The organism is Chromatium okenii (assembly GCF_002958735.1).
GTDB lineage: Bacteria > Pseudomonadota > Gammaproteobacteria > Chromatiales > Chromatiaceae > Chromatium > Chromatium okenii_A.
In genome coordinates this window covers 699,308-720,623 of the sequence record NZ_PPGH01000037.1, presented here as the reverse complement: position 1 = coordinate 720,623, position 21,316 = coordinate 699,308, and the positions used below count along the sequence as shown (strand labels likewise).

The window sequence follows — 21,316 nt, the reverse complement described above, 5'->3', positions numbered from 1 at the left end:
CAAAACTAATCTGATTTAATTGTTAGACTTCGTCTAAATTAAATGTAGATCGTACTTCACCCGCGAGATTATTTTAATCAACACGGGATTTCAAACCGCTCGACCTTTGGAGAATTAAGATGGCATCTACCATTTCCAAAATGACAACCGCGCAGGTTGCGGCACTGACCACCACGCAGATCGCTGGTCTCCAATCCACGGACGTTGCCGCACTAACTGCCGCGATGATCGACGCGATGGATTTGAATCCCACTGACGGTCAGTTTGAGGCCTTCAAACCAACGCAAATCACCAGTTTGAGCAATCTCGCGGTTGCGGCGTTGAGTTCGACCCAGCTTAACCAGTTGACCACCGCGACCTTTGCGGCGCTGTCGAAAACGCAGGTTGCCGCCATTTCCACCGCAGCGATTTCTGGAATCGACGTGGCGCACATCAAGGCGTTGTCTTCCGTCCAGATCACGGGTTTGAGCATCAGCGAAATCGCGAATCTCACCACCGCCCAAGTCAGCCAACTGTCTACTGCTGCCGTTGGCGCATTAAGTACAGCGCAACTCGGCGCGTTTTTGGATCCACTCAATAAAAGCTCCGGTGCTGATGTCACCGGTGGCATTGCGGCATTGACACCAACCCAGTTTGCGGCGTTGTCATCCACGGCGCTGCCGGGCCTGGAGACTAATGACATCAATATCAAGGGTGATGCGGCTAACAGTTGGCTGGGTGTGACTACGGCGCAGTTGGCAGCATTGACCTCGAAACAGGCACCGGGTTTGGCGAGTGATGACCTCGGTGAATTCGCTGCGGCGCAAATTAACGCGCTCAACACCGCTGCTTTTTCGCAGTTGACCAAGACGCAGATCGCTGCCATCGACACGGCGCAGATTTCTGGTCTCGATGCCAGCCATCTCGGAGCGTTGACGACGGCGCAGGCTTCCGGGCTGTCAGTGGGGGCGATGGGAAAATTGTCGGCGGCGCAGCTTGCTAGTTTGCCCAGCGATGTGGTGGGCGTGCTGACTGCAGCGCAATTGGGCGGACTGGCAAACGGCGTGATTAAGGGCTTTACAGCAGATCAGTTTGCGTCATTGGCATCCAGCGCATTGCCGGGTTTAGACGCAGCGGACATCACCAGTCTGAATGACAACTCGGTGGTCAGTAATACATTGCTGGGGGCGCTGACTTCTAAGCAAACACCGGGGCTGGCAACCGCTGACATCGCGTTATTCAGTGCGGCGCAGATCAATTTGCTTGATCCTGATGCGTTTGCAGCGCTGTCCAAAACCCAAGTTGCGGCGATTGCGATCGATCAAATTGAGAGTATCGACGCTAATCACATCGCAGCTCTGACTTCGGCGCAGGTTTCAGGTTTATCAACTGCGGCGATTTCGGCGCTCAACGATGGAACAGTCACCGGACAAATTGCGGCGCTGTCTACGGCGGCAGTTGCGGCGCTGAGTGCAGCGCAAGTGGATGCACTCGGTGCAGATGGAGTTGCGGCACTTACGTCGGATCAGTTTGCAGCGTTGCCGTCGAAGGCGTTGGCGGGATTGACGGCGGGGGACATCACGAGCTTCTCTGACAATAGTTTTACCCCAACAGCGTATACAACCAATGCTCCCACGCTGGTCAGCAGCACCCCAATAAATGGCGCAACTGCTTTTGCAGCAGGCGATAACATCACTTTGACCTTTAGCGAAGACGTTGAATTTGGCACTGGCAATATTAATGTTAAGACCGGCGCCACAGACATGAAGTTTGCTGTTGCTACGGGAACATCTGCAACTGGCACAGTGACCGTTGAGGGCAACACCGTCACCATCAACCCACTCAACACCCTAGTTGGCAGTAGCACTTACAACGTCATCATTGATGACACTGCCATCCTCGATATGTCAGGCACTGCTTTCGACGGATCGGCTACGGGTGATGTCACTTTCGACGTTGCGCCGATGGTGTCGAGTGCTAAATGGACTGGTAATCCTGCAAACAATGTGGATGACAGCACCACCTTCCCTGTTAACGACAGTATCACCTTGACCTTCGCTGAGAACATGAAAGCAGGCGTCGGTAACATCATCATCAGCAGCACTGATGGTTCTGATGTCCGTACCATTCCGGTGAGCGATACCAGTCAGGTGACAGCAGGAACGATTGCGGTTCCTGCTGCGACCGTCATCATCAATCCGACGGCTAATTTAAACGCCGGCACTGGCTATTTCGTACAGATGGCAAGTGGCACGTTGGTTGATGCAGCCGTTGGTGCGCCCTACGCCGGAATAAGTGACCAGACCACGCTGAACTTCACAACTGCTACTGATGCCGTCATTCCTGCGCCTACTCTTATCGTAAACACGGCTGCTTCGACCGATACCAATCTGGTGCTGCAGTTTGGGGAAGATGTCACTCCTGTTGCGGGCAAGACGATTCAGATCATCAGAACTACTGGAGCTGTCCAAGTCGGCTCGTCGATTGATGTTGCGACAGATCCGCAGGTTTCGATTACAGGCAGATACGTCACAATTAATCCTACAGATGCCCTGCCTGCCGCAGATACCTACTATCTATTGATGGACGCTGGCGCTTTTAAGGATAGTTCTGGCAATGTTTCGGCTGCAGTTACTTTACCGGCGACTCTCAGCACTGGGGCGCTCACTGCCATAACTGACACAACCTTCGCATCACAGACACCCACCCTTACACCACTGGACGATGAAGCTGTTGATGCAACACCTATAGCATCGATCAATCTCGATCTGCTTTTTACAGAGAAGGTCATGCCCGGTGCTGGCAATATCACCATCAGAAGTGACGATGGTTCTGATATTCGTGTCATTAATATTCACGACAGTACCCAAGTGGATTTCACGACGACGCCCATGAAAGTCACCATCAATCCGCTTGCCGATCTGCGCACCAACACGCTCTATTCCGTGCAGGTCGATGGCGGTGCTATTACAGACTTTGCCAACAACAGCTACAACGGGATCAGCAATACAACTGGTTGGAACTTCACCACGATAGACGCCCTTCCCTCTATCGTCAGCAGCTCGCCAGCAGACAACGCAACCGCGACGACCGCAACACCAGTTGCGCTAGATAGCAACATCGTTCTGGTTTTTAACGAACCGGTTAAAGCGAACCCGGTAGCAAAAAATATCACATTGGAAGCAACTGTTAATGGTGCTGCAACCAATACCACTATTGCGACCAACAGCTCGCAAGTGTCTATCGATGGCAATGTCGTTACCATCAATCCAACGACTGATTTAACGTCTAATGCGATTTATGAGTTGTATATGGAAGCAGATACATTCATAGATGTTGATGGTGCTGCAAATAATACCGCCGCTATTGCTAACGGTTCTGGTATCGATTTCTTTACCACCGATACCATCGCGCCGCAATTAGGATTTGTTAACGGTGCGCCGGTACGTGTAGGTTTCACACCTGGAGGTGCAGATACATTCATCGGTATGGTCTTTGATGAAGTCGTCGCGAAAGGCAGCGGCAACATCATTATCAATGGAGTAGTAACCTTCACTGGCGCTCCCGTTGCTACGCAAATAGTGCCGGTATCTACTGTGACAGTTGACGCAGCCAATAAAGCGATCGCTATTCCCGTTACCGCTTTAGCAGGTACTAATAAGTACTCGATCACCATGGACAGCGGTGTGATTGTTGACGTAGATGGCAACTCTTACATCCCTGGCGCTTCAATGAGTGGTGCGCCAGCACTGACCAAGATAGGTGGTGATACAACGGCACCCCTTTCTATCTCTACGGCATTGGCAGCGGATATTACTGCTGGATTCTCTGGCACTGCTGAAGGCAATAACTTCACATTGCAATTCAATGAAGCGGTCAAGGCCGGTAACGGTGACATCATCATCAGTGACGGTGCTGGCGATACTCGCGTCATTTCGGCGGCTGATACCAGTCAGGTGTATTTCAACGCGACGGCAAAAACGGCGATCATCAACCCGACATTCGATCTTGCGCCCAATGTCGCCTACTCCGTCACCATCGGTAGCGGAGCCATCACCGACCTTCAGGGCAATGCCTACAATGCACCGACCGCAGTCACTCAAGGCTTGAGCGTAGATCGAATTGCCTTACTGACTTCCGCTCAGATTCCTGGGTTATCGGTCGATGCAATCACGGCGATGAGCTCCACGCAGGTCTTGGCGCTGACACCCGAAGCTGTAGGGGCAATGAGTTCAGCACAAATCGCTGCCCTTGATCCAAATGACGTTGCCAACATGACGGTTGAACAATTTGCAGCGATTGGTTCAGCTGCGATTGCGGGCTTGGAAGCCTCTGACATCACTGCATTGGCATCGATACCCGGTGCAACCGACCGCATCGCCGCCCTGACTGCAACGCAGGCACCGAAATTGTCCGAAGCGGTGATGACGGCACTGAATACGGTACAAGCTCCGGCGTTGAGCGTTGACGCGGTAGGTGCGCTGACTTCGGTACAACTGAACGCGATGACGCCGAGTGCAATCGGCTCCATGACCTTTGCGCAGTTTGCGGCGCTCAATTCTGCGGCGCTCGCCAGTCTGGATGCCACTGACATTGATGCGCTGGATGCGAGTAACACTGGACAGATCGCCGCCATCACGGTGGATCAGATCGCCAAAATCTCCACCGATGCCATCGCCTCATTCAACAGCACCCAAATCTCGGCGTTGGCCACAGAGACCTTTGCGGCGTTGTCTACCGCGCAGATTGAAGCGATTGATATTGGTGCGGTGGCGGGAATCACCGCCGCTCAAATCGAGGCGTTGACTTGTGCGCATCAAAACCTGACCCAAGCGCAAGTCTTGTTATTGAACGCCGCGCAACTTCAGGCGATGAACTTCGCAACGCCGTTGGTGCTTGATCTCAATGGCGATAACGTCATCGACACCACTGCCGCTAAAGACGGCGTTGTGTTTGATTTGGCGGGCGACGGCTCGGCAACGCAAGTGGGCTGGGTTGCACCAAGTGACGGTTTGCTGGTGTTGGATGTCAACGGCGACGGCGTGATCAATGACGGTACTGAACTGTTTGGTAGCGGCACACGCTTGGCAGATGGCAGCACGGCAGCGGATGGTTTCATCGCATTGGCCGCGCTCAACAGCAACAATAAAGACGCGAGTGAGGGCGTGATTGATGCGCAAGATGCAGCGTTTGCGCAGTTGCAAGTGTGGCAAGACGCGAATCAGGACGGCGTGACCGATGCGGGTGAATTGCTGTCACTTGCTGAATTGAACATCGCCAGCCTTTCGCTCGATGCAAACCGTGACACGCGAGAGATGAACAACGGCAACATTCTGGATATGTATGCCGAATACACCACGACCGACGGCGCTACGCATCAACTCGTTGACGTGTTGCTCGCCGGCGTGATCGACGCGCCTTAAATCCCCCCAACCCCCCTTTTTCTAAGGGGGGCTTTTGAATGAACCGAAACCCCCTTTTGTAAAAAAGGGGGTTTTTTGTATCTTCTTTTCAAAAAAGAGATAGAAAAATGCCTGAAATTTGCCGTTTTTTGGAACAACACTATGAACGACAATTTTGATTTAGAAAGCATCAAGGAATTACAACAACTTGCGCATCTAAAAGATGAAGATATTGACACCAGCGATATTCCCGAACACATTGATTGGACTGCAGCGAAACGCGGATATTTTTATCGCCCGCAGAGACAGAAGGTAACAATTAGCATTGATAGAAAACGCACCAAGATAATGACCGAACATTACACCCGCTGGGACAGCGCAGAGTGTTTGGAAACCGAAGAAGATATTAGGCTGTATTTAGATGCCTGCATCGCCGAAGACCCCGGCGATGGAACGCTCTGATTTGCCAAGTGTTGTCCGCGATTGCACGAAGACGTAATCTCAGTTCTTTGGCTGGCGACGGTATAAATCACGAAGGATTGAACAAGGCGCTATCTGCGAATGGAAACCCGTCATTTGCGCTGATTTTGAAGATTGCACATGCACTGAATTTAGAATTGCAATTAGTGACAATGCGCTAGTGAATATCTCAAGTTGGTAGTGGTCTCATCAATAGAGCTGTAATAACTTTTATCCTTTATTTAAAAAGAATTAATAAATTCTCAACCTGCTGATAAGATCACTACCCATCATTATAATGCGTCGTTATCAACCAGCAAAAATAGATAAAGTTTGCAATTCTATTCTATTGATTATGGCACTACCTCGGAATTTAGGACATGTTGATTGATCGGATGCGTATTGCATCACCACTCACACCGCCGCGCATCATGGGCATTCTCAACTGCACTCCCGACAGCTTTTCCGACGGTGGGCGCTATCTCGCCATCGAAGCGGCGCTCACGCAGGGATTGCTGATGTGCACACAGGGCGCAGATGTGCTTGATATTGGTGGCGAATCACTCGCCCCGGCGCATTGCCGGTTGCCGCAGAAGAACAGGAACGGCGCGTGCTCGATGTCATTCGCCTGCTGCGTCCCGTGTTCCGCCGCAGATGTTAATGAGCATTGACACGACTTCGGCGCAGGTCGCGGCGGCCGCACTCACGCTGGCGTTAATTGGATCAACGACACCTCGGCGGGTTGGACGATCCGCGCATGTTGCCGCTGGCAGCAGACTGGGCAGTGCCGATTATTTTAATGCACCGTCAAGGCAACCCGTTGATATGCAAACGAATCCGCATTACACCAACGTCGTGCGCGAGGTGTGCGAGCAACTGAGCGTCCGCGTCGATGCAGCACTTGCAGCGGGCATTCACGCCGACAACATCCTGCTGATCCCGGCATCGGTTTTGGTAAACGTATCGAAGACAACTGGCGCTGTTGGCGGGATTGCCTGAAGTCGTGGCGCTGGGTTTTCCGGTCGTGCTCGGCACCAGCCGCAAACGGTTTTTAGCGATGCAGTGCGGCAATTGCGCTCCAACTGCGCTGCTGCCTGCGACCTGCGCACGACAGCGATTGGCGTGCTTGCGGGAGTGCAGATATTTCGGTGCACGATGTTCTTGGCAATCGCCACGCCGCTGATGTGGCTTGGGCAGTGCGTCATGCCGATTAAACTGCTGCGCTGGGTCGCCAATAAACTGTTGATTGTTTTAATCATCATGCTGCTGCTGTCGGTTGTGATGGTCGTGTTATTCCGCTGGGTCAATCCGCCAACTTCCGCAATCATGCTGCAACACTGGATCAGCGCCGCTACTAAATATCTAACAAAATCTATACAAAAGCGTACAAATCTAGCTTTGATATATTCACACCGTCAACGCAAAAGCCATGATGAAACTATGGTCTAACTTTGCTCTGGTGTGCATTTAAGGTCAGGCTGTAACGTGTCCAGACCGTATTGATTTAGATTGAGCGCGGCGTTCAAATCTCTATCCGCGCTAAATCCACACTCACAGGTAAAAGTTCGATCTGCAAGTGATAAATTTGTTTTAACTTTTCCACAACAGGAACATGTTTTACTGCTGGGAAAAAATCGATTGGCGACAACAACGACACAATTTCTCAATTGAGCCTTGTATTCAATCATCTGCCGTAAATAACCAAAACCAGCATCGCTGATAGCGCGACTGAGTTTTCGATTTTTTAACATGCCTTTAACGTTTAAATCTTCAATCGTAATCACGTCAAAGTTTTTAGTCAGATAATCCGACAATTCATGCAACAAGGCCTGTCGTTGTCGTGCAATACGAAAATGAAGTTTTACAATTGCCAGCTTGGCTTTCGCTCGACGGTTTGACCACTTCACTTTCTTGGTTAAATTGCGTTGAAGTTTTGCCAACTTTTTCAAACTGGCTTTCAACTTTTGATTGGCAGAAAACATTTTACCCATGCTTAAAACGGCAAGTGATTTGATACCAAAATCAACACCAACTGAGTGTTGGCGATCAACATCGTTGGGATTGTAGTCTTCTGTTTCAACTAAAATTGAAGCAAAATACTTTCCAGCGCGTTTAGAAATCGTGACTTGTTTTGCGATGCCTTGAAAACGTAACGGTTGACGCAGTTCAATTTTAGTTTTGAGTTTTTCAATCCGCAATTCACGACCGATAACATCAAATTTAGCCGATTCACGCAACGCAAAACTATCACGCAAATCTTTCTTTTTGAAGCGTGGAAAACCTGCTTTTTGTTTTGCTTTGACGCGCCTAAAAAAGTGCTTAAAGGCGGTATCTAAGTCATCAATTGCATTGCGGGTGACACGGCTTGAAACTTCGTTGTACCAGTCAAATTCTTTACGAAGTACGTTAATGTAATGCTGATATGCTTCATTTTTTGACCACTTATTTTCTGGTTTTAAAAAATGCGCCAATAATTGATTATAGCAATGGCGTTTGGAGCCACAGGCTTTATCCAAATACACCATCTGTTCAGGTGTGGGGCGCAATTCAATTTTGTGTGCCAGTAACATGGTTTCTAATCTCAATCAACACATCTAAAATGTTATTCAACGTAGCCTGCAAATCTTCTTTTTGGTCGTGACTTGAAACACGAGCGTAACACACCGTATTTCACCTACGTTCATCAATTTGGCAACGCTGTAGTAACGTGTTCCACCTTGCGTTTTTCGCGTTGGGACTCATTCGCCCGACGCTCACATCGACGCAATGTATTTACATACGTTCCCAAAATTTTTGCCGCTTCACCTACCTTTACTCATTTCTTTTCCATAAGTATAGATTATTGCAAGCTGTTGCTTACCCGCGTCGGTTGCGCTGGCGGTGATTGCGGCGGAAGATCAACGTTTTCCCACGCATAATGGCTTTGATTTAATTGAAATTCAGAACGCGATGACTGCGTTTCAACACGGAAAACGACTGCGCGGCGCCAGCACCATTAGCCAGCAAACGGCGAAAAATCTGTTTTTGTGGTCGGGGCGCGATTATTTGCGCAAAGGGCTGGAGGCGTGGTTGACGGTGCTGATTGAAACGCTGTGGTCGAAGCAGCGCATTTTGGAAATTTATCTCAATATCGCGCAATTCAGCCCAGATACTTACGGCGTTGCAGCGACGAGCTGGCGCTATTTCAACCGCCCGATTTTCGCGCTGGAAACCCAGCAAGCTGCGTTGTTAGCCGCCGTGCTGCCGAATCCTGAGCATTTCAAATTGCAATCGCCATCAGCAATTGTTCGCCAACGCGCCAGCCGGATTAAACGGCAGATGCAGCAACTCGGCGGAGCACGCTATCTCCAACAGCTTTAACGCTAGACTACGCGCCATTCGCACCCACTCAGGACCGCATCGCTGTGGAACCTCGTTTTATTCATCTGCATCTGCATTCCGAATACTCACTGGTTGACGGTCTGATTCCAATCAAGCCGTTAGTCAAAGCTGTTGCTGCTGCCAACATGCCTGCCGTCGCCGTCACCGATCAAGTGAATCTGTTTGGACTGGTGCGGTTTTATCAGGCAGCGATGAGCGCCGGCATCAAACCCATCGCGGGCGCAGATTTATGGGTGCGCAATGCCGATGACGCCCAGCAACCACATCGGCTCGTGCTGCTGGTGCAGAACCAACTGGGCTACGGCAATCTGACGCGCCTGATTTCTCGCGCCTATGTCGAAGGGCAGCACAGCGGCGACGTTCCGCAAGTCGAACCGGAATGGATCACTGCCGCTGCCGACGGACTGATTGCACTGTCTGGCGGAGTGCACGGCGATGTAGCGCGGGCGCTGCTCAACGGACGACCCGAAATTGCCGAGCGACTGCTCGACCGCTGGCTTGCTGCATTTGGCGACCGCTTTTATTTGGAATTGACGCGCACCGGACGCGAAGCTGAAAACGAATGGATTGAAGCGAGCGTGGCGCTGGCGCTGCGCCGCAATGTGCCAATTGTTGCTACGAATGACGTGCGCTTTCTCGCCGCAATAGATTTTGAAGCGCATGAAGCGCGAGTCTGTATTCACGACAGCGTATTATTAGACGATCAAAATCGCCCAAAACGCTATAGCGCAGAGCAGTATTTGCGCACTCCAGCGGAAATGATTGAACTCTTCGCTGATTTACCCGAAGCATTACAAAATACGGTGGAAATTGCCAAACGCTGTAATATCGAATTAACGCTCGGCAAGAATTATTTACCCGCATTTCCAATACCGCCAGAAATGACGACTGATGCGTTTTTTACTATACAAGCGCAGCAGGGATTAGAAGCGCGACTAAAACGCATTCTCGATCACACTGCAGTAAATTATGCTGCGCAGCGCCGCATTTATGATGAACGGCTGGCGCTGGAATTAACCGTCATTACCCAGATGGGTTTTCCCGGCTATTTTTTAATCGTCGCTGATTTCATTCAATGGGCAAAAGACAATGATATTCCCGTCGGCCCCGGACGCGGCTCCGGCGCAGGTTCATTAGTCGCGTATGCACTGAAAATTACCGATCTTGATCCAATTGAACATGAATTATTGTTTGAACGCTTTTTGAATCCAGAGCGGGTGTCCATGCCCGATTTCGACATTGATTTCTGCATGGAAGGGCGCGACCGTGTGATTGATTATGTCGCCAATAAATACGGACGCGAAGCAGTCTCACAAATCATTACTTTTGGCACGATGGCCGCAAAAGCGGTATTGCGCGATGTCGGTCGTGTCATGGGTCATCCCTATGGATTTGTAGATCGAATTGCCAAAATGGTGCCCTTTGAAGTGGGCATGACGTTAGAAAAAGCCCTTGCCGAAAGCGATGAATTAAAACAAGCCTATCAACGCGATGAAGAAGTACGAACCCTGATTGATCTTGCCCGAAAATTAGAAGGTTTAGCGCGAAATGCGGGCACTCATGCTGGCGGCGTGGTCATTGCACCAACGAAATTAACTGATTTTGCCCCACTGTATTGCGAACAAGGCGGCGTTAATCTCGTCACCCAATTCGATAAAGACGATGTTGAAAAAGTTGGTTTAGTCAAATTCGACTTTCTCGGTTTGCGCACCTTAACCATTATTGATTGGGCATTAAAAACCGTGAATGCGATTCGCGCCAAACAGGGTGAATTACCGATTGAAATTGATCGGATTGATTCCCGCGATCAAAAAGCCTTTAACTTGCTCAAACAGTGCCAAACAACAGCGGTATTTCAGCTTGAATCGCGCGGAATGAAAGAGCTGATTAAAAAGCTCCAACCCGATAGCTTTGATGATATGACCGCATTGGTGGCGCTGTTTCGTCCCGGTCCGCTGCAATCGGGAATGGTGGATGATTTCATTAACCGCAAACACGGACGCGCTGATGTTGCGTATCCGCACCCGGATTTAGAGCCGGTATTAAAACCCACTTACGGCATCATTCTGTATCAAGAACAAGTCATGCAGATTGCGCAAGTCTTGGCTGGCTATTCGCTCGGCGGCGCTGATTTACTGCGTCGTGCAATGGGTAAAAAGAAAGCCTCAGAAATGGATAAACAGCGGGCAATTTTTGAACAGGGCGCAGTGAAACGTGGTGTTGATGGTAAGGTTGCCACCTATATTTTCGATTTAATGGATAAGTTCGCAGGTTATGGATTTAATCGTAGCCATTCAGCCGCTTATGCGCTGGTGAGTTATCAAACGCTGTGGTTAAAAGCGCATTATCCGGCGGCATTTATGGCCGCAGTGTTATCGGCAGATATGGATAACACCGATAAAGTTGTCATGCTGATTGAAGAATGCCGTTCGATGCAGTTGCGGGTTGATCCGCCAAAAGTCAATCGCTCTGTATATCAATTCACCATTGCCGATGATTCCACTGTCATTTATGGCATGGGCGCAATTAAAGGCGCGGGTGAAAGTGCCATTAAATCATTATTGAAGTGCGCGATGTTGGCGGTGTATTCACTGATTTGTGGGATTTTTGCTGTCGGATTGATTCCCATAAAGTCAATCGCCGAGTTTTAGAAGCGTTAATTCGTGCTGGTGCGCTTGATGACTCGGTGCAAATCGGGCGACGTTAATGATGCAATTGCCGCTTGCGCTCAAAGCGGCCGAGCAGCGCAATAGCACTAAAACTGCGGGTTGGTGGATTTATTCGGTTCTATAGAAACAAAAACAACAAGCACATCTGATCCGCAATTAGCGAATACATGCTGCGCCGAATGGGATGATGAACAGCGATTACAAGGCGAAAAAGACACGCTGGGTTTGTATCTCACTGGACATCCGATTGATCGTTATACAGCAGAATTTAATGCGCTGCGTTGTACGCGCATTGCCCAAATACTTGAGAGCGAGCACGAATTAGGTCGCCGTGATCGGCGTGAGCGTGAAAAGCGCACGGTGATGGGTTTGGTTGTCGCAGTGCGCAATAATAAAACTGCACGCGGATCAATGTGTTCAGTTACCCTTGATGATCGCAGTGGGCGAATTGAAATAACCGCTTTTTCTGAAGTTTATGAGCAACATCGAGAGCTATTGGTTGTTGATCAATTGCTGCGTGTCACGGGCGGTCTCAGTTTTGACGAATTCGTGATAATTGGTCATTACGCGCCGAGGAAATACAAACATTTGAACAGGCGCGAACTGCGGCGGCAGATCATTTAGCATTGTTATTCGATTTGTCTGCTCCGGCGGATTATGCACAAGCCAATATGCGTATTGCCGCATTGCGTGAAGCATTGGCAGCGTATCGTCCGGGAAAATTACAAGTGCGCTTGCGTTATCAGCGAGAAGGCGCAGTGGGAGAATTGGTTTTTGGTAAAACGTGGCGTGTTCAATTAAATGATGCGTTATTAAAACAATTGCGGCAAATCTTGGGTGCAGAGGCAGTTAAAGTGTCGTATCAACAGCCCTCTTATTTACAAATGTGATTTTTCGTTTAATGTGAATGAACTTCTTTTTTGTTTAACGGTCTATGTCAACTGAATAGCGTGACATTGGCGTCATGGAATTATGTTATGTCTGAGCCTCAGGCTGACTGTGAACTGGTAAAACGTGCCAAGGCTGGCGATTCTCGTGCTTTCGATTTGTTGGTATTAAAGTATCAACAAAAAATCGCCCAACTCGTTTCTCGTTATACCCGCGATTCTAATGACATTCTGGATATTACTCAGGATGCGTTTATTAAAGCCTATCGCGCTTTACCGGGGTTTCGTGGTGAGAGTGCGTTTTATACATGGCTCTATCGTATTGCCATCAATACGGTAAAAATCATTTAGTCGCTAAAGGACGGCGACCACCCAATGATGATATGGATACGTTATTGGCGGAACAAATGGATATGGCGGACGTTTGCGCGATTTTGCAACACCAGAACGGCGCGTATTAGCTGATGAAATTGCGCAAACGGTGCAGCGTGCACTGGATGATTTACCCGATGATTTACGTACTGCATTATGTTGCGTGAATTTGAAGGAATGCGTTATGAGGAAATTGCTACGGCAATGAATTGTCCAATTGGTACGGTGCGGTCGCGGATTTTTCGTGCCCGTGAAGCAATTGATCAGCAATTGCGACCGCTGCTTGACGATTAAATACACCGCCTTGATCTGATTTTTAATGACTCCCAGCGCAGGCGCAAAGCAATGAACCAAGCGCAACATTTTACTGATAAACAACGCTTTTTACTTTCAACTCTTCAGGATGGGGCATTGGATGTGCCGAATTACCGCAATTGCTTGACGCAGTCGCTGAGGATGCAGAACTGCGCGGCACTTGGGAACGTTATCAATTAATTGGTCAATTGATTCGCGGTGAATCTTACGCTCCGCTGGCACGACAGGTTTCGCCACAAGTGCACTTGGAATTGGCAATTGCGCCGGTGTTGCCATTGCCGCAGCGCATTCGTGCAGTGGCAATGCACACGCAGTTGCGGTTCGCCATCGCTGCGAGCGTGGTTGGCGTGGCGGTGTTCGTTGCGCCAGCATGGTTAGAACACAGCGCATCACCTGATCATGTTGAAATTGCGCAGGAATTTGTGCCCGCAGAGGCAGCGTCCGGCGGGCGCTGGCATCTCGATCAACCACATTTGGCCAATAAGCTCGACCGCTTTCTGGTGACACATCAAGAAACTGCGCCCATCGGCGAAACCAAAGGAATGCTGCGTTATGCGACCTTCGTGCGTGATGACCTTGATCGTTAATTGCCGCTGGGCATGGCGTTGGGCACTGCTGCTGAGTTGTGGCCTGATGAGTCCGTTGATGCTGGCGCAAACTGCTCCTGCGCCAGCATTAACGCAGCAGGTCAGCGTGCTGTTGGAGCGCATGACCAACGCGCTGCACGCGCTGAATTACGAGGGCGTTTTGGTCTATCTGCATGATAATCGGCTAGAAACACTCAATTTGCTGCATCGTGTCACTCAAGGACAGGTGCAAGAACGGCTGGTGTCGTTGAGCGGACCGGTACGCACGGTGGCGCGGGAACGCGACCGTATTTTGTCTGCGCAGCCTGAAGGTCAACCATTTGCTGTTGATCCGCCCAGCGGCGGTGGGCACATTCTCGCCACCGAAGGCATCGATCCCGCAGCACTGGACGCGCATTATCGAATTGCAATTCTGGGTACGGCGCGGATTGCCGGACGCGATACCGAAGTCATTGGCATCATTCCCCGCGATGCGCTGCGCTACGGCTATCGGTTTTATATCGACCACGCTACGGCGCTGCCGCTGAAATCCGATCTGATTGATCAACAGGAAGAACCGCTGGAGCAATTGATGTTTACCACCATCAGCATCTCGCCTGCTGATGGCGCGACACTGGCTCGCAGCGGGCAACCGATGCGCAATGCACCAGCAACGGAAGCGAGCAGTCGCTGGCGCTTCGGAACCACACCTGCTGGGTTTCAATTGGTGTTACACCGCAAAATTCGCCAGCCGGATGGCGCATTAACGGAGCATTTTTTATTTACGGATCGGCTGTGCGCCTATTCGATTTATATCGAAGACGAAAGCCAAGAAGGTTTAAACGGTGTGACCAATACCGGCGCAGTTCATGCTGCTGGGCGCACCATTGACGGGTATCGGGTGACGGCGCTGGGCGAAGTGCCAGCAGCAACCGTTGCCGCAGCGATTGCCGGAGCGCAGCGGAATTAAAGCGATCACGACAATTGCGGTGTTCTATCAAATTGAATTGGGCAACCGACGCGGCTACAGTGTCGCACCGTGCGCGATGTCGTGAGACAGCGACCTATGTATCAACCGTCTTCCATTTCCATCGCTGCGACCTAAACGATCGAGCGATGACTTCCACGTAGCCATTCACTTTTTATGACGAGATTTCTCATGCGGCGTCTATCCGCCCCATCGCTTGCCTTGACCGCATTTTTGGTCGCCGCGTTTCTTTCTCCATTGGCTATTGCCCGCGAACTGCCTGATTTTACTGTACTGGTGCGCGAAAACGGCGCGGCAGTGGTCAACATCAGCACCAAGCAAGCCGCAGCAACGGTCGCGCAAACGCCGCATAGCGGAATGACCATTCCTGATTTGCCACCAGACAGCCCGCTGCGGGAATTATTCCAGCATTTTTTGGGTGAAGACGGCGGCACTGACGAAGCGCCAGACGATGCTGCGCAATCGCGTTCACTCGGTTCTGGCTTCATTATTTCAGCAGACGGTTATGTATTAACCAACGCACATGTCGTTGAAAGTGCGGAAGAAATCGTAGTAAGAACCAATGATTTCCGCGAATTTGTCGCAACTTTAATTGGCGCAGATAAACGCAGTGATATTGCGCTATTAAAAGTCGATGGCGAAGGATTACCAACAGTACGCATTGGCGCTTCTAAAAACTTGCAAGTCGGCGAATGGGTGCTCGCAATTGGTTCACCTTTTGGTTTTGATTCTTCTGCGACAGCGGGCATCGTCAGCGCAATGGGACGCAGTTTGCCAACAGAAAATTACGTGCCGTTTATTCAAACCGATGTCGCAATTAATCCCGGCAATTCTGGCGGACCATTGTTTAATTTGGATGGCGCAGTCGTTGGCGTGAATAGCCAAATCTATAGCCGCACTGGTGGCTTTATGGGTTTGTCATTTGCAATTCCCATTGATGTAGTGATGGATGTCGTCAATCAATTAAAAACGAATGGGCGCGTCAGTCGCGGTTGGCTGGGCGTACTAATTCAAGATGTAACCCGCGAGCTGGCGGAAACTTTTGGCATGACGCAACCACGCGGTGCACTGGTGGCGCAGGTGTTGCCCAACAGCCCGGCGCTTGCTGCCGATTTGCGCCCCGGCGATGTGATTTTGAGTTTCAATAGTCAGGACGTGCTGATTTCTAGCGCATTACCGCCGTTGGTTGGCGCTACGCCAGTGGGCAAAAGCGCCACGCTGCAAGTGTTGCGGCAAGGCAAACAGCAAGCTATCACCGTTAAAATTGAAGAACTTCCTGATGATAATCAAGCATCAACCGATGAGGAGCCTGCCGTTGATCATCTCGCCAATCGCTTGGGATTGGTCGTGCGCGATCTCACGACAGACCAACGCGAACAGCTTGATGACGATGCGAATGGCGTATTAGTGGAAAGCGTCGTTTCGGGTTCTGCGGAACAAGCTGGGTTGCGAGCTGGCGATTTGATTTTAATGCTAAATAATCAGCAAGTGCCTAATTTAACGAGTTTTAATAAAATTCTCGATACGCTCCCCTCCGGTCATCCGGTCGCGGTGCTCATTCAACGTGCCAATAGCCGCATGTTTTACGCATTCAGATACCAAAAAAATGACCGACATCAGCCACATTCGTAACTTTTCAATCATTGCGCATATTGATCACGGCAAATCAACGATTGCTGACCGTTTTATTCAAATTAGCGGAGCATTGACCGAGCGCGAAATGTCCAGCCAAGTGCTGGATTCAATGGATATTGAACGCGAGCGCGGTATTACCATTAAAGCGCAAAGCGTCACGCTGGATTACATTGCTCGTGATGGTCAAACCTATCAATTAAATTTCATTGATACGCCCGGACACGTGGATTTTTCATACGAAGTATCGCGTTCGCTGGCAGCCTGTGAAGGCGCATTATTAGTGGTTGATGCAGCGCAGGGCGTAGAAGCGCAAAGCGTGGCTAATTGCTATACCGCTATTGACAGGGTTTGGAAGTATTGCCGGTATTAAATAAAATTGATTTACCGTCTGCCGAACCAGAGCGCGTCATTAAAGAAATCGAGGAAATTATCGGTTTAGATGCGCAAGATGCGCTGCGCGTGAGTGCGAAAACGGGTGAGGCATTCCAGATTTATTAGAAGCACTGGTGGCGCATATTCCTGCACCAAAAGGCGATCCGGCTGCGCCATTGCAAGCGTTAATTATTGATTCATGGTTTGATCCGTATGTTGGAGTGGTGTCATTAGTACGGGTGATGAATGGTCAAATGCGCCGCCGCGATAAGATTCTCATCATGTCTACTGGGCGCACGCAACAAATTGATGTCGTCGGCGTGTTTACTCCGAAAAAAACCGAGCGCGAAGTATTAAGCGCAGGTGAAGTGGGCTATATGGTTGCCGGAATTAAAGAGATTGACGGCGCACCCGTTGGCGATACGATTACGCGCCCCGATCAACCTGCACCAAAATTACCAGGATTCAAAGAAATGCGCCCGCGTGTATTCGCCGGGCTGTATACCGTCATCACTGATGATTATGAAGATTTGCGCGAAGCACTCGGCAAATTGCGTTTGAATGATGCTGCGCTGCATTATGAGCCAGAAGTTTCGCAAGCCTTAGGTTTTGGTTTTCGCTGCGGCTTTCTCGGAATGCTGCACATGGAGATCATTCAAGAGCGATTGGAACGCGAATACGATCTTGATTTGATTACCACAGCGCCGACAGTTGTTTATGAAGTAGTGCGCAGCGATGGCGAACTCATTAAGATTGATAATCCCGCCAATTTGCCAGAGCCGGGTCAGTTCAGCGAAGTGCGCGAACCTATTATTGAAGCGCATATTTTAGTGCCGCAAAATTATTGGGCGCAGTGATTAACCTGTGTATTGAAAAGCGCGGAATTCAAAAGCAATTGCAATATCTCGGCGGTCAGGTGCAAGCAACCTACGAACTGCCATTGAGCGAAGTAGTGCTGGATTTCTTTGATCGCTTAAAATCATGCAGCCGAGGTTTTGCTTCGTTTGAATACGAATTCAAACGCTTTCAATCTGCTGATTTAATCAAACTTGACGTGTTGATCAATGGCGATAAAGTCGATTCACTCTCAACTATTGTTCACCGTTCGCTGTCACAAACACGTGGTCGTGATATTACTGAACGCATGAAAGATTTAATTCCACGCCAAATGTTTGAAGTGGCGATTCAGGCTGCGATTGGTGCAAAAGTGATTGCCCGCACTACCGTCAAACCATTACGCAAAAATGTCACTGCAAAATGCTACGGCGGTGACGCGACCCGCAAACGTAAATTGTTAGAAAAACAAAAGGCGGGTAAAAAACGCATGAAACAGGTCGGCAAAGTCGATATTCCACAAGAAGCATTTTTGGCAGTCTTACAGGTCAATAAAGAGAATTGAATTCTGGGTAATACTCAGGATTAAAAAACCCATGAGGATTCAAAAATGACCATTGATTTTCCGGCTTTTTTAGTATTAGCTTCGGCGCTGACTGGTGGCATTTGGTTAATTGATGCGTTGCTGTTTGCTCCACGTCGCCATCGTGCAAATGATGCAGCACTCTTGAAAGGCGTAACCGATAAACTACTGTGCGTGAGCCAACAATTGTTGAGTACGCTCGCTCCTTTTTCCCTGTGATTTTTGCGGTATTGATTTTGCGTTCATTCTTGGTCGAGCCATTTCGGATTCCATCGAATTCAATGATGCCAACGCTTTTGACTGGCGATTTATTCTAGTCAATAAATTTTCGTATGGATTGCGGCTGCCAATGCTCAATTATAAAATGGTTGAAATTGGCAATCCACAACGCGGAGATGTTGTGGTTTTCAAATATCCAGAGAATCCGAGAATTGATTACATCAAACGTGTTGTTGGCTTGCCGGCGATGAAATTAATTATCGAGATAAAACGATTTTTGTGAATGGCGAAGCAGTGAGTCAATTGCCAGTTGGTAGCTTTAGCGGTGAAGGTTCGGGTATTGAAATGACTGGAGCAATAGAATCGCTAGAGCATCTTGGTGACATCAATCATGCAATTCTCACACGATTTGATGCACCTAATTTGCCTTTTGGCTGTCAAAAATTGGCGCTAGGATCGCTAATGGTTCCACCAAACCAGTATTTTGTTATGGGCGATAACCGTGATAATAGCAATGATAGTCGTTGCTGGGGTTTGTACCGGAAGATCATTTCGTTGGTAAAGCATTTGCAATCTGGATGCACTGGGATATGGCGCGAAATGGTTTTCCAATTCTGTGGTCACGTCTAGGCAATGGTATTCAATAAATAATTAAGGGGCGCAACAGTGAGAATGATAACAGGAATGAAAAAATCCCAGCGCGGAATGGGAATGCTGGGTATTTTATTTACCATAGGCTTGCTGGCATTCTTTATGACGGTATTGCTTAAACTTGGTCCATTGTATGCCGACTTTTGGACACTGCGTTCAATAATGGTTGAGGTATCGCAGCAGTCTGCAACTGAAGGTGGTGCTCGCGGTATTTCTGATATGCTTGGAAAGCGTATGGATGTTAATAATATCCGTTCGATAACGATCAATGATTTTGAAATTGAAAAGCAGGATCAAAATAAATTTAAAGTGACGCTGAATTATGCTCAACAAGCGCATCTTTTCTTTAATGTTGATGCAATTGTGAAGTTTGAATATCAGGTGGAAGTTAAAACCCAGTGAATGCTGAACCACGCCGATTGGCGCTTATACTTGGTTACTCTTTTCAGAGTATTGAATTGTTTGAACAAGCACTAACACACCGTAGCGCAGGCACGTTAAATAACGAACGATTGGAGTTTTTGGGCGATGCGTTAATTGGCTTTTTAATTGCTGAAGTCTTATCAGAAAAGTTTCCTGATGCGAATGAAGGCACATTGAGTCGAATGCGTGCATCGTTAGTAAAACGCGAATCATTGGCAGAATTAGCGCGGAAATTAAAACTTGGTGACTATTTGCGTTTAGGCGCAGGTGAATTGCGCACTGGAGGTCATGCCCGTGATTCAATTCTAGCCGATGCGTTGGAAGCAGTGCTTGGTGCAATCTATTTAGATGGTGGTTTTACGGCAGCGCGTCAGGTGGTTTTGGCGCTATTTGCTGATCGATTAAATGCAACCAGTGCAACGCAATCGGGAAAAGACCCGAAAACGCAATTACAAGAATGGCTGCAATCGCGGCGACGCGCATTACCGGAATATGTCGTGGTTACAGTAGCTGGAGATCAACATAATCAATCGTTTACTGTGCGCTGCCAATTATCAGACGCGCTTATTTATTCCCTTGGTACGGGCAGCAGTCGTCGCCGTGCTGAACAATCTGCGGCTGAATTGATGTTGGAGCAAATTAAAATATGACCGAGCACACAATTAGCCAGTCACCCAGACGTTGCGGTTATGTTGCGATTGTCGGTCGTCCCAATGTCGGTAAATCGACGTTATTAAACCGTATTCTTGGGCAAAAAATAGCGATTACCTCGCATAAAGCGCAGACCACGCGCCATGCCATTTTGGGGATTAAAACCAGTGCTGAAGGGCAAATCCTATTTGTCGATACGCCGGGCATTCATCAGCGCGGAGCGAATGCGTTAAATCGCTATTTGAATCGCGCAGCATTGGCGACATTGACTGATACAAATCTGGCGTTATTTGTGGTAGAAGCACTGCGTTGGACAGCAGAAGACGGCAAAGCATTGGCGGCAATTGCCACTGCTGGAGTGCCGGTAATTGCAGTGATTAACAAAGTCGATCGAGTGGCAAATAAACAAGCATTGTTGCCGTATTTGCAAATGTTAGCACAGCGTCATGCGTTTGTTGCGTTAATTCCAGTTTCAGCGACCAATGGCGAACAAATAACCGTATTGGAACAGGCAGTGATTGCGGCATTGCCAGAAAGTGAACCGCTATTTCCAGAAGATCAATTAACGGATCGTTCGGAGCGATTTTTTGCAGCGGAATTGGTGCGTGACAATTGATGCAGCGTTATGGCGAAGAATTGCCGTATTGCACTTCAGTGAGATTGAACGTTTTGAACAATGAATGGGCGTTATCAGATTCATGCGCTGATTTGGGTGGAGCGTTCTAGTCAAAAGGCTATTATTATCGGCAAGCAAGGCGAGGCATTAAAAGCGACAGCGAGCCAAGCGCGTCAGGAAATGCAGAAGCTATTTGATTGCCCAGTGCATTTGGAAGTTTGGGTCAAGATTAAAAAGAGTTGGTCAAGCGATGAAGCGGCAATTGCGGGTCTTGGTTACAGCGAAGATTGAACGTCCCTTTTTAATAAAGCGTT

General features: G+C 49.1%; 14 protein-coding genes and 5 pseudogenes. 18 read left to right on the top strand and 1 reads right to left on the bottom strand.

Annotated features, from left to right (window positions below):
* Window positions 1–119 precede the first annotated feature (119 nt).
* The 7 genes from CXB77_RS15275 (at window position 120) to CXB77_RS15260 (ending at window position 7,289) form a co-directional block, all read left to right on the top strand.
* A complete protein-coding gene (locus tag CXB77_RS15275) occupies window positions 120–5,402 on the top strand; it encodes a beta strand repeat-containing protein (RefSeq protein ID WP_105074545.1) in 5,283 nt (1,760 codons plus the stop codon).
* 141 nt (window positions 5,403–5,543) lie between these two features.
* The gene (locus CXB77_RS22315) at window positions 5,544–5,843 is read left to right on the top strand and encodes a hypothetical protein (RefSeq protein WP_242445759.1); all 300 of its coding nucleotides are present in this window, start codon (window positions 5,544–5,546) and stop codon (window positions 5,841–5,843) included.
* A gap of 8 nt (window positions 5,844–5,851) precedes the next feature.
* On the top strand, window positions 5,852–6,022 hold the full coding sequence (locus tag CXB77_RS24050; RefSeq protein ID WP_347338154.1) for a hypothetical protein: 171 nt from the start codon (window positions 5,852–5,854) through the stop codon (window positions 6,020–6,022).
* 198 nt (window positions 6,023–6,220) lie between these two features.
* On the top strand, window positions 6,221–6,511 hold the full coding sequence (locus tag CXB77_RS23250; protein ID WP_277949413.1) for a dihydropteroate synthase: 291 nt from the start codon (window positions 6,221–6,223) through the stop codon (window positions 6,509–6,511).
* Window positions 6,501–6,839, top strand: a complete 339-nt coding sequence (locus CXB77_RS23245) for a dihydropteroate synthase (protein WP_277949412.1) — start codon at window positions 6,501–6,503, stop codon at window positions 6,837–6,839. Before CXB77_RS23250 ends, CXB77_RS23245 begins: the two co-directional genes overlap by 11 nt.
* Window positions 6,832–7,023, top strand: a complete 192-nt coding sequence (locus tag CXB77_RS22310) for a hypothetical protein (RefSeq protein WP_242445758.1) — start codon at window positions 6,832–6,834, stop codon at window positions 7,021–7,023. The genes CXB77_RS23245 and CXB77_RS22310 overlap by 8 nt, the downstream gene beginning before the upstream one ends.
* Complete coding sequence (locus CXB77_RS15260; RefSeq protein WP_146108847.1) at window positions 6,996–7,289, top strand: hypothetical protein; 294 nt, start codon at window positions 6,996–6,998, stop codon at window positions 7,287–7,289. The genes CXB77_RS22310 and CXB77_RS15260 overlap by 28 nt, the downstream gene beginning before the upstream one ends.
* Here the strand turns inward: CXB77_RS15260 and CXB77_RS15255 are convergent.
* On the bottom strand, window positions 7,286–8,410 hold the full coding sequence (locus CXB77_RS15255) for an RNA-guided endonuclease InsQ/TnpB family protein (RefSeq protein ID WP_105074543.1): 1,125 nt from the start codon (window positions 8,408–8,410) through the stop codon (window positions 7,286–7,288). The genes CXB77_RS15260 and CXB77_RS15255 overlap by 4 nt on opposite strands.
* Before the next feature lie 268 nt (window positions 8,411–8,678).
* Here CXB77_RS15255 and mtgA point away from each other — a divergent pair, with 268 nt between their 5' ends.
* The 11 genes and pseudogenes from mtgA (at window position 8,679) to era (ending at window position 21,293) form a co-directional block, all read left to right on the top strand.
* The gene (gene mtgA / locus CXB77_RS15250) at window positions 8,679–9,200 is read left to right on the top strand and encodes a monofunctional biosynthetic peptidoglycan transglycosylase (RefSeq protein WP_105074542.1); all 522 of its coding nucleotides are present in this window, start codon (window positions 8,679–8,681) and stop codon (window positions 9,198–9,200) included.
* Between the two features lie 44 nt (window positions 9,201–9,244).
* Window positions 9,245–12,780: pseudogene (gene dnaE, locus CXB77_RS15245) on the top strand (DNA polymerase III subunit alpha).
* Window positions 12,781–12,867: 87 nt separating this feature from the next.
* Window positions 12,868–13,443 (top strand): annotated as a pseudogene (gene rpoE, locus CXB77_RS19345) (RNA polymerase sigma factor RpoE).
* Window positions 13,444–13,583: 140 nt separating this feature from the next.
* Window positions 13,584–14,051: an RseA family anti-sigma factor gene (locus CXB77_RS15230; protein ID WP_172452698.1), complete on the top strand. Its 468-nt coding sequence runs from the start codon at window positions 13,584–13,586 to the stop codon at window positions 14,049–14,051.
* Window positions 14,017–15,000, top strand: coding sequence for a MucB/RseB C-terminal domain-containing protein (locus tag CXB77_RS15225; RefSeq protein WP_105074539.1), 984 nt, complete (start codon window positions 14,017–14,019; stop codon window positions 14,998–15,000). Before CXB77_RS15230 ends, CXB77_RS15225 begins: the two co-directional genes overlap by 35 nt.
* A gap of 189 nt (window positions 15,001–15,189) precedes the next feature.
* Window positions 15,190–16,650 carry a DegQ family serine endoprotease gene (locus tag CXB77_RS15220; RefSeq protein ID WP_105074538.1) on the top strand — a complete coding sequence of 487 codons (1,461 nt, stop codon included), beginning with the start codon at window positions 15,190–15,192 and terminating at the stop codon, window positions 16,648–16,650.
* Window positions 16,625–18,424, top strand: a pseudogene (gene lepA, locus CXB77_RS15215) (translation elongation factor 4). Before CXB77_RS15220 ends, lepA begins: the two are co-directional and overlap by 26 nt.
* A gap of 45 nt (window positions 18,425–18,469) precedes the next feature.
* Window positions 18,470–19,308, top strand: a pseudogene (gene lepB / locus CXB77_RS15210) (signal peptidase I).
* Between the two features lie 37 nt (window positions 19,309–19,345).
* Window positions 19,346–19,714: a DUF4845 domain-containing protein gene (locus CXB77_RS15205; RefSeq protein WP_242445757.1), complete on the top strand. Its 369-nt coding sequence runs from the start codon at window positions 19,346–19,348 to the stop codon at window positions 19,712–19,714.
* On the top strand, window positions 19,711–20,385 hold the full coding sequence (gene rnc / locus CXB77_RS15200; RefSeq protein ID WP_105074536.1) for a ribonuclease III: 675 nt from the start codon (window positions 19,711–19,713) through the stop codon (window positions 20,383–20,385). Before CXB77_RS15205 ends, rnc begins: the two co-directional genes overlap by 4 nt.
* Window positions 20,382–21,293 (top strand): annotated as a pseudogene (era, locus tag CXB77_RS15195) (GTPase Era). The gene rnc and the pseudogene era overlap by 4 nt, the downstream one beginning before the upstream one ends.
* The last annotated feature ends 23 nt before the right edge of the window (window positions 21,294–21,316 follow it).

Excerpts from the sequence above, each read along its gene's own strand:
- CXB77_RS15275 (WP_105074545.1), top strand. The coding sequence starts at position 120 with ATGGCATCTACCATTTCCAAAATGACAACCGCGCAGGTTGCGGCACTG.
- CXB77_RS22315 (WP_242445759.1), top strand. The coding sequence starts at position 5,544 with ATGAACGACAATTTTGATTTAGAAAGCATCAAGGAATTACAACAACTT.
- CXB77_RS23250 (WP_277949413.1), top strand. The coding sequence starts at position 6,221 with ATGTTGATTGATCGGATGCGTATTGCATCACCACTCACACCGCCGCGC.
- CXB77_RS23245 (WP_277949412.1), top strand. The coding sequence starts at position 6,501 with ATGAGCATTGACACGACTTCGGCGCAGGTCGCGGCGGCCGCACTCACG.
- CXB77_RS15260 (WP_146108847.1), top strand. The coding sequence starts at position 6,996 with ATGTTCTTGGCAATCGCCACGCCGCTGATGTGGCTTGGGCAGTGCGTC.
- CXB77_RS15255 (WP_105074543.1), bottom strand. The coding sequence starts at position 8,410 with ATGTTACTGGCACACAAAATTGAATTGCGCCCCACACCTGAACAGATG.
- CXB77_RS15225 (WP_105074539.1), top strand. The coding sequence starts at position 14,017 with ATGCGACCTTCGTGCGTGATGACCTTGATCGTTAATTGCCGCTGGGCA.
- CXB77_RS15220 (WP_105074538.1), top strand. The coding sequence starts at position 15,190 with ATGCGGCGTCTATCCGCCCCATCGCTTGCCTTGACCGCATTTTTGGTC.
- CXB77_RS15205 (WP_242445757.1), top strand. The coding sequence starts at position 19,346 with ATGAAAAAATCCCAGCGCGGAATGGGAATGCTGGGTATTTTATTTACC.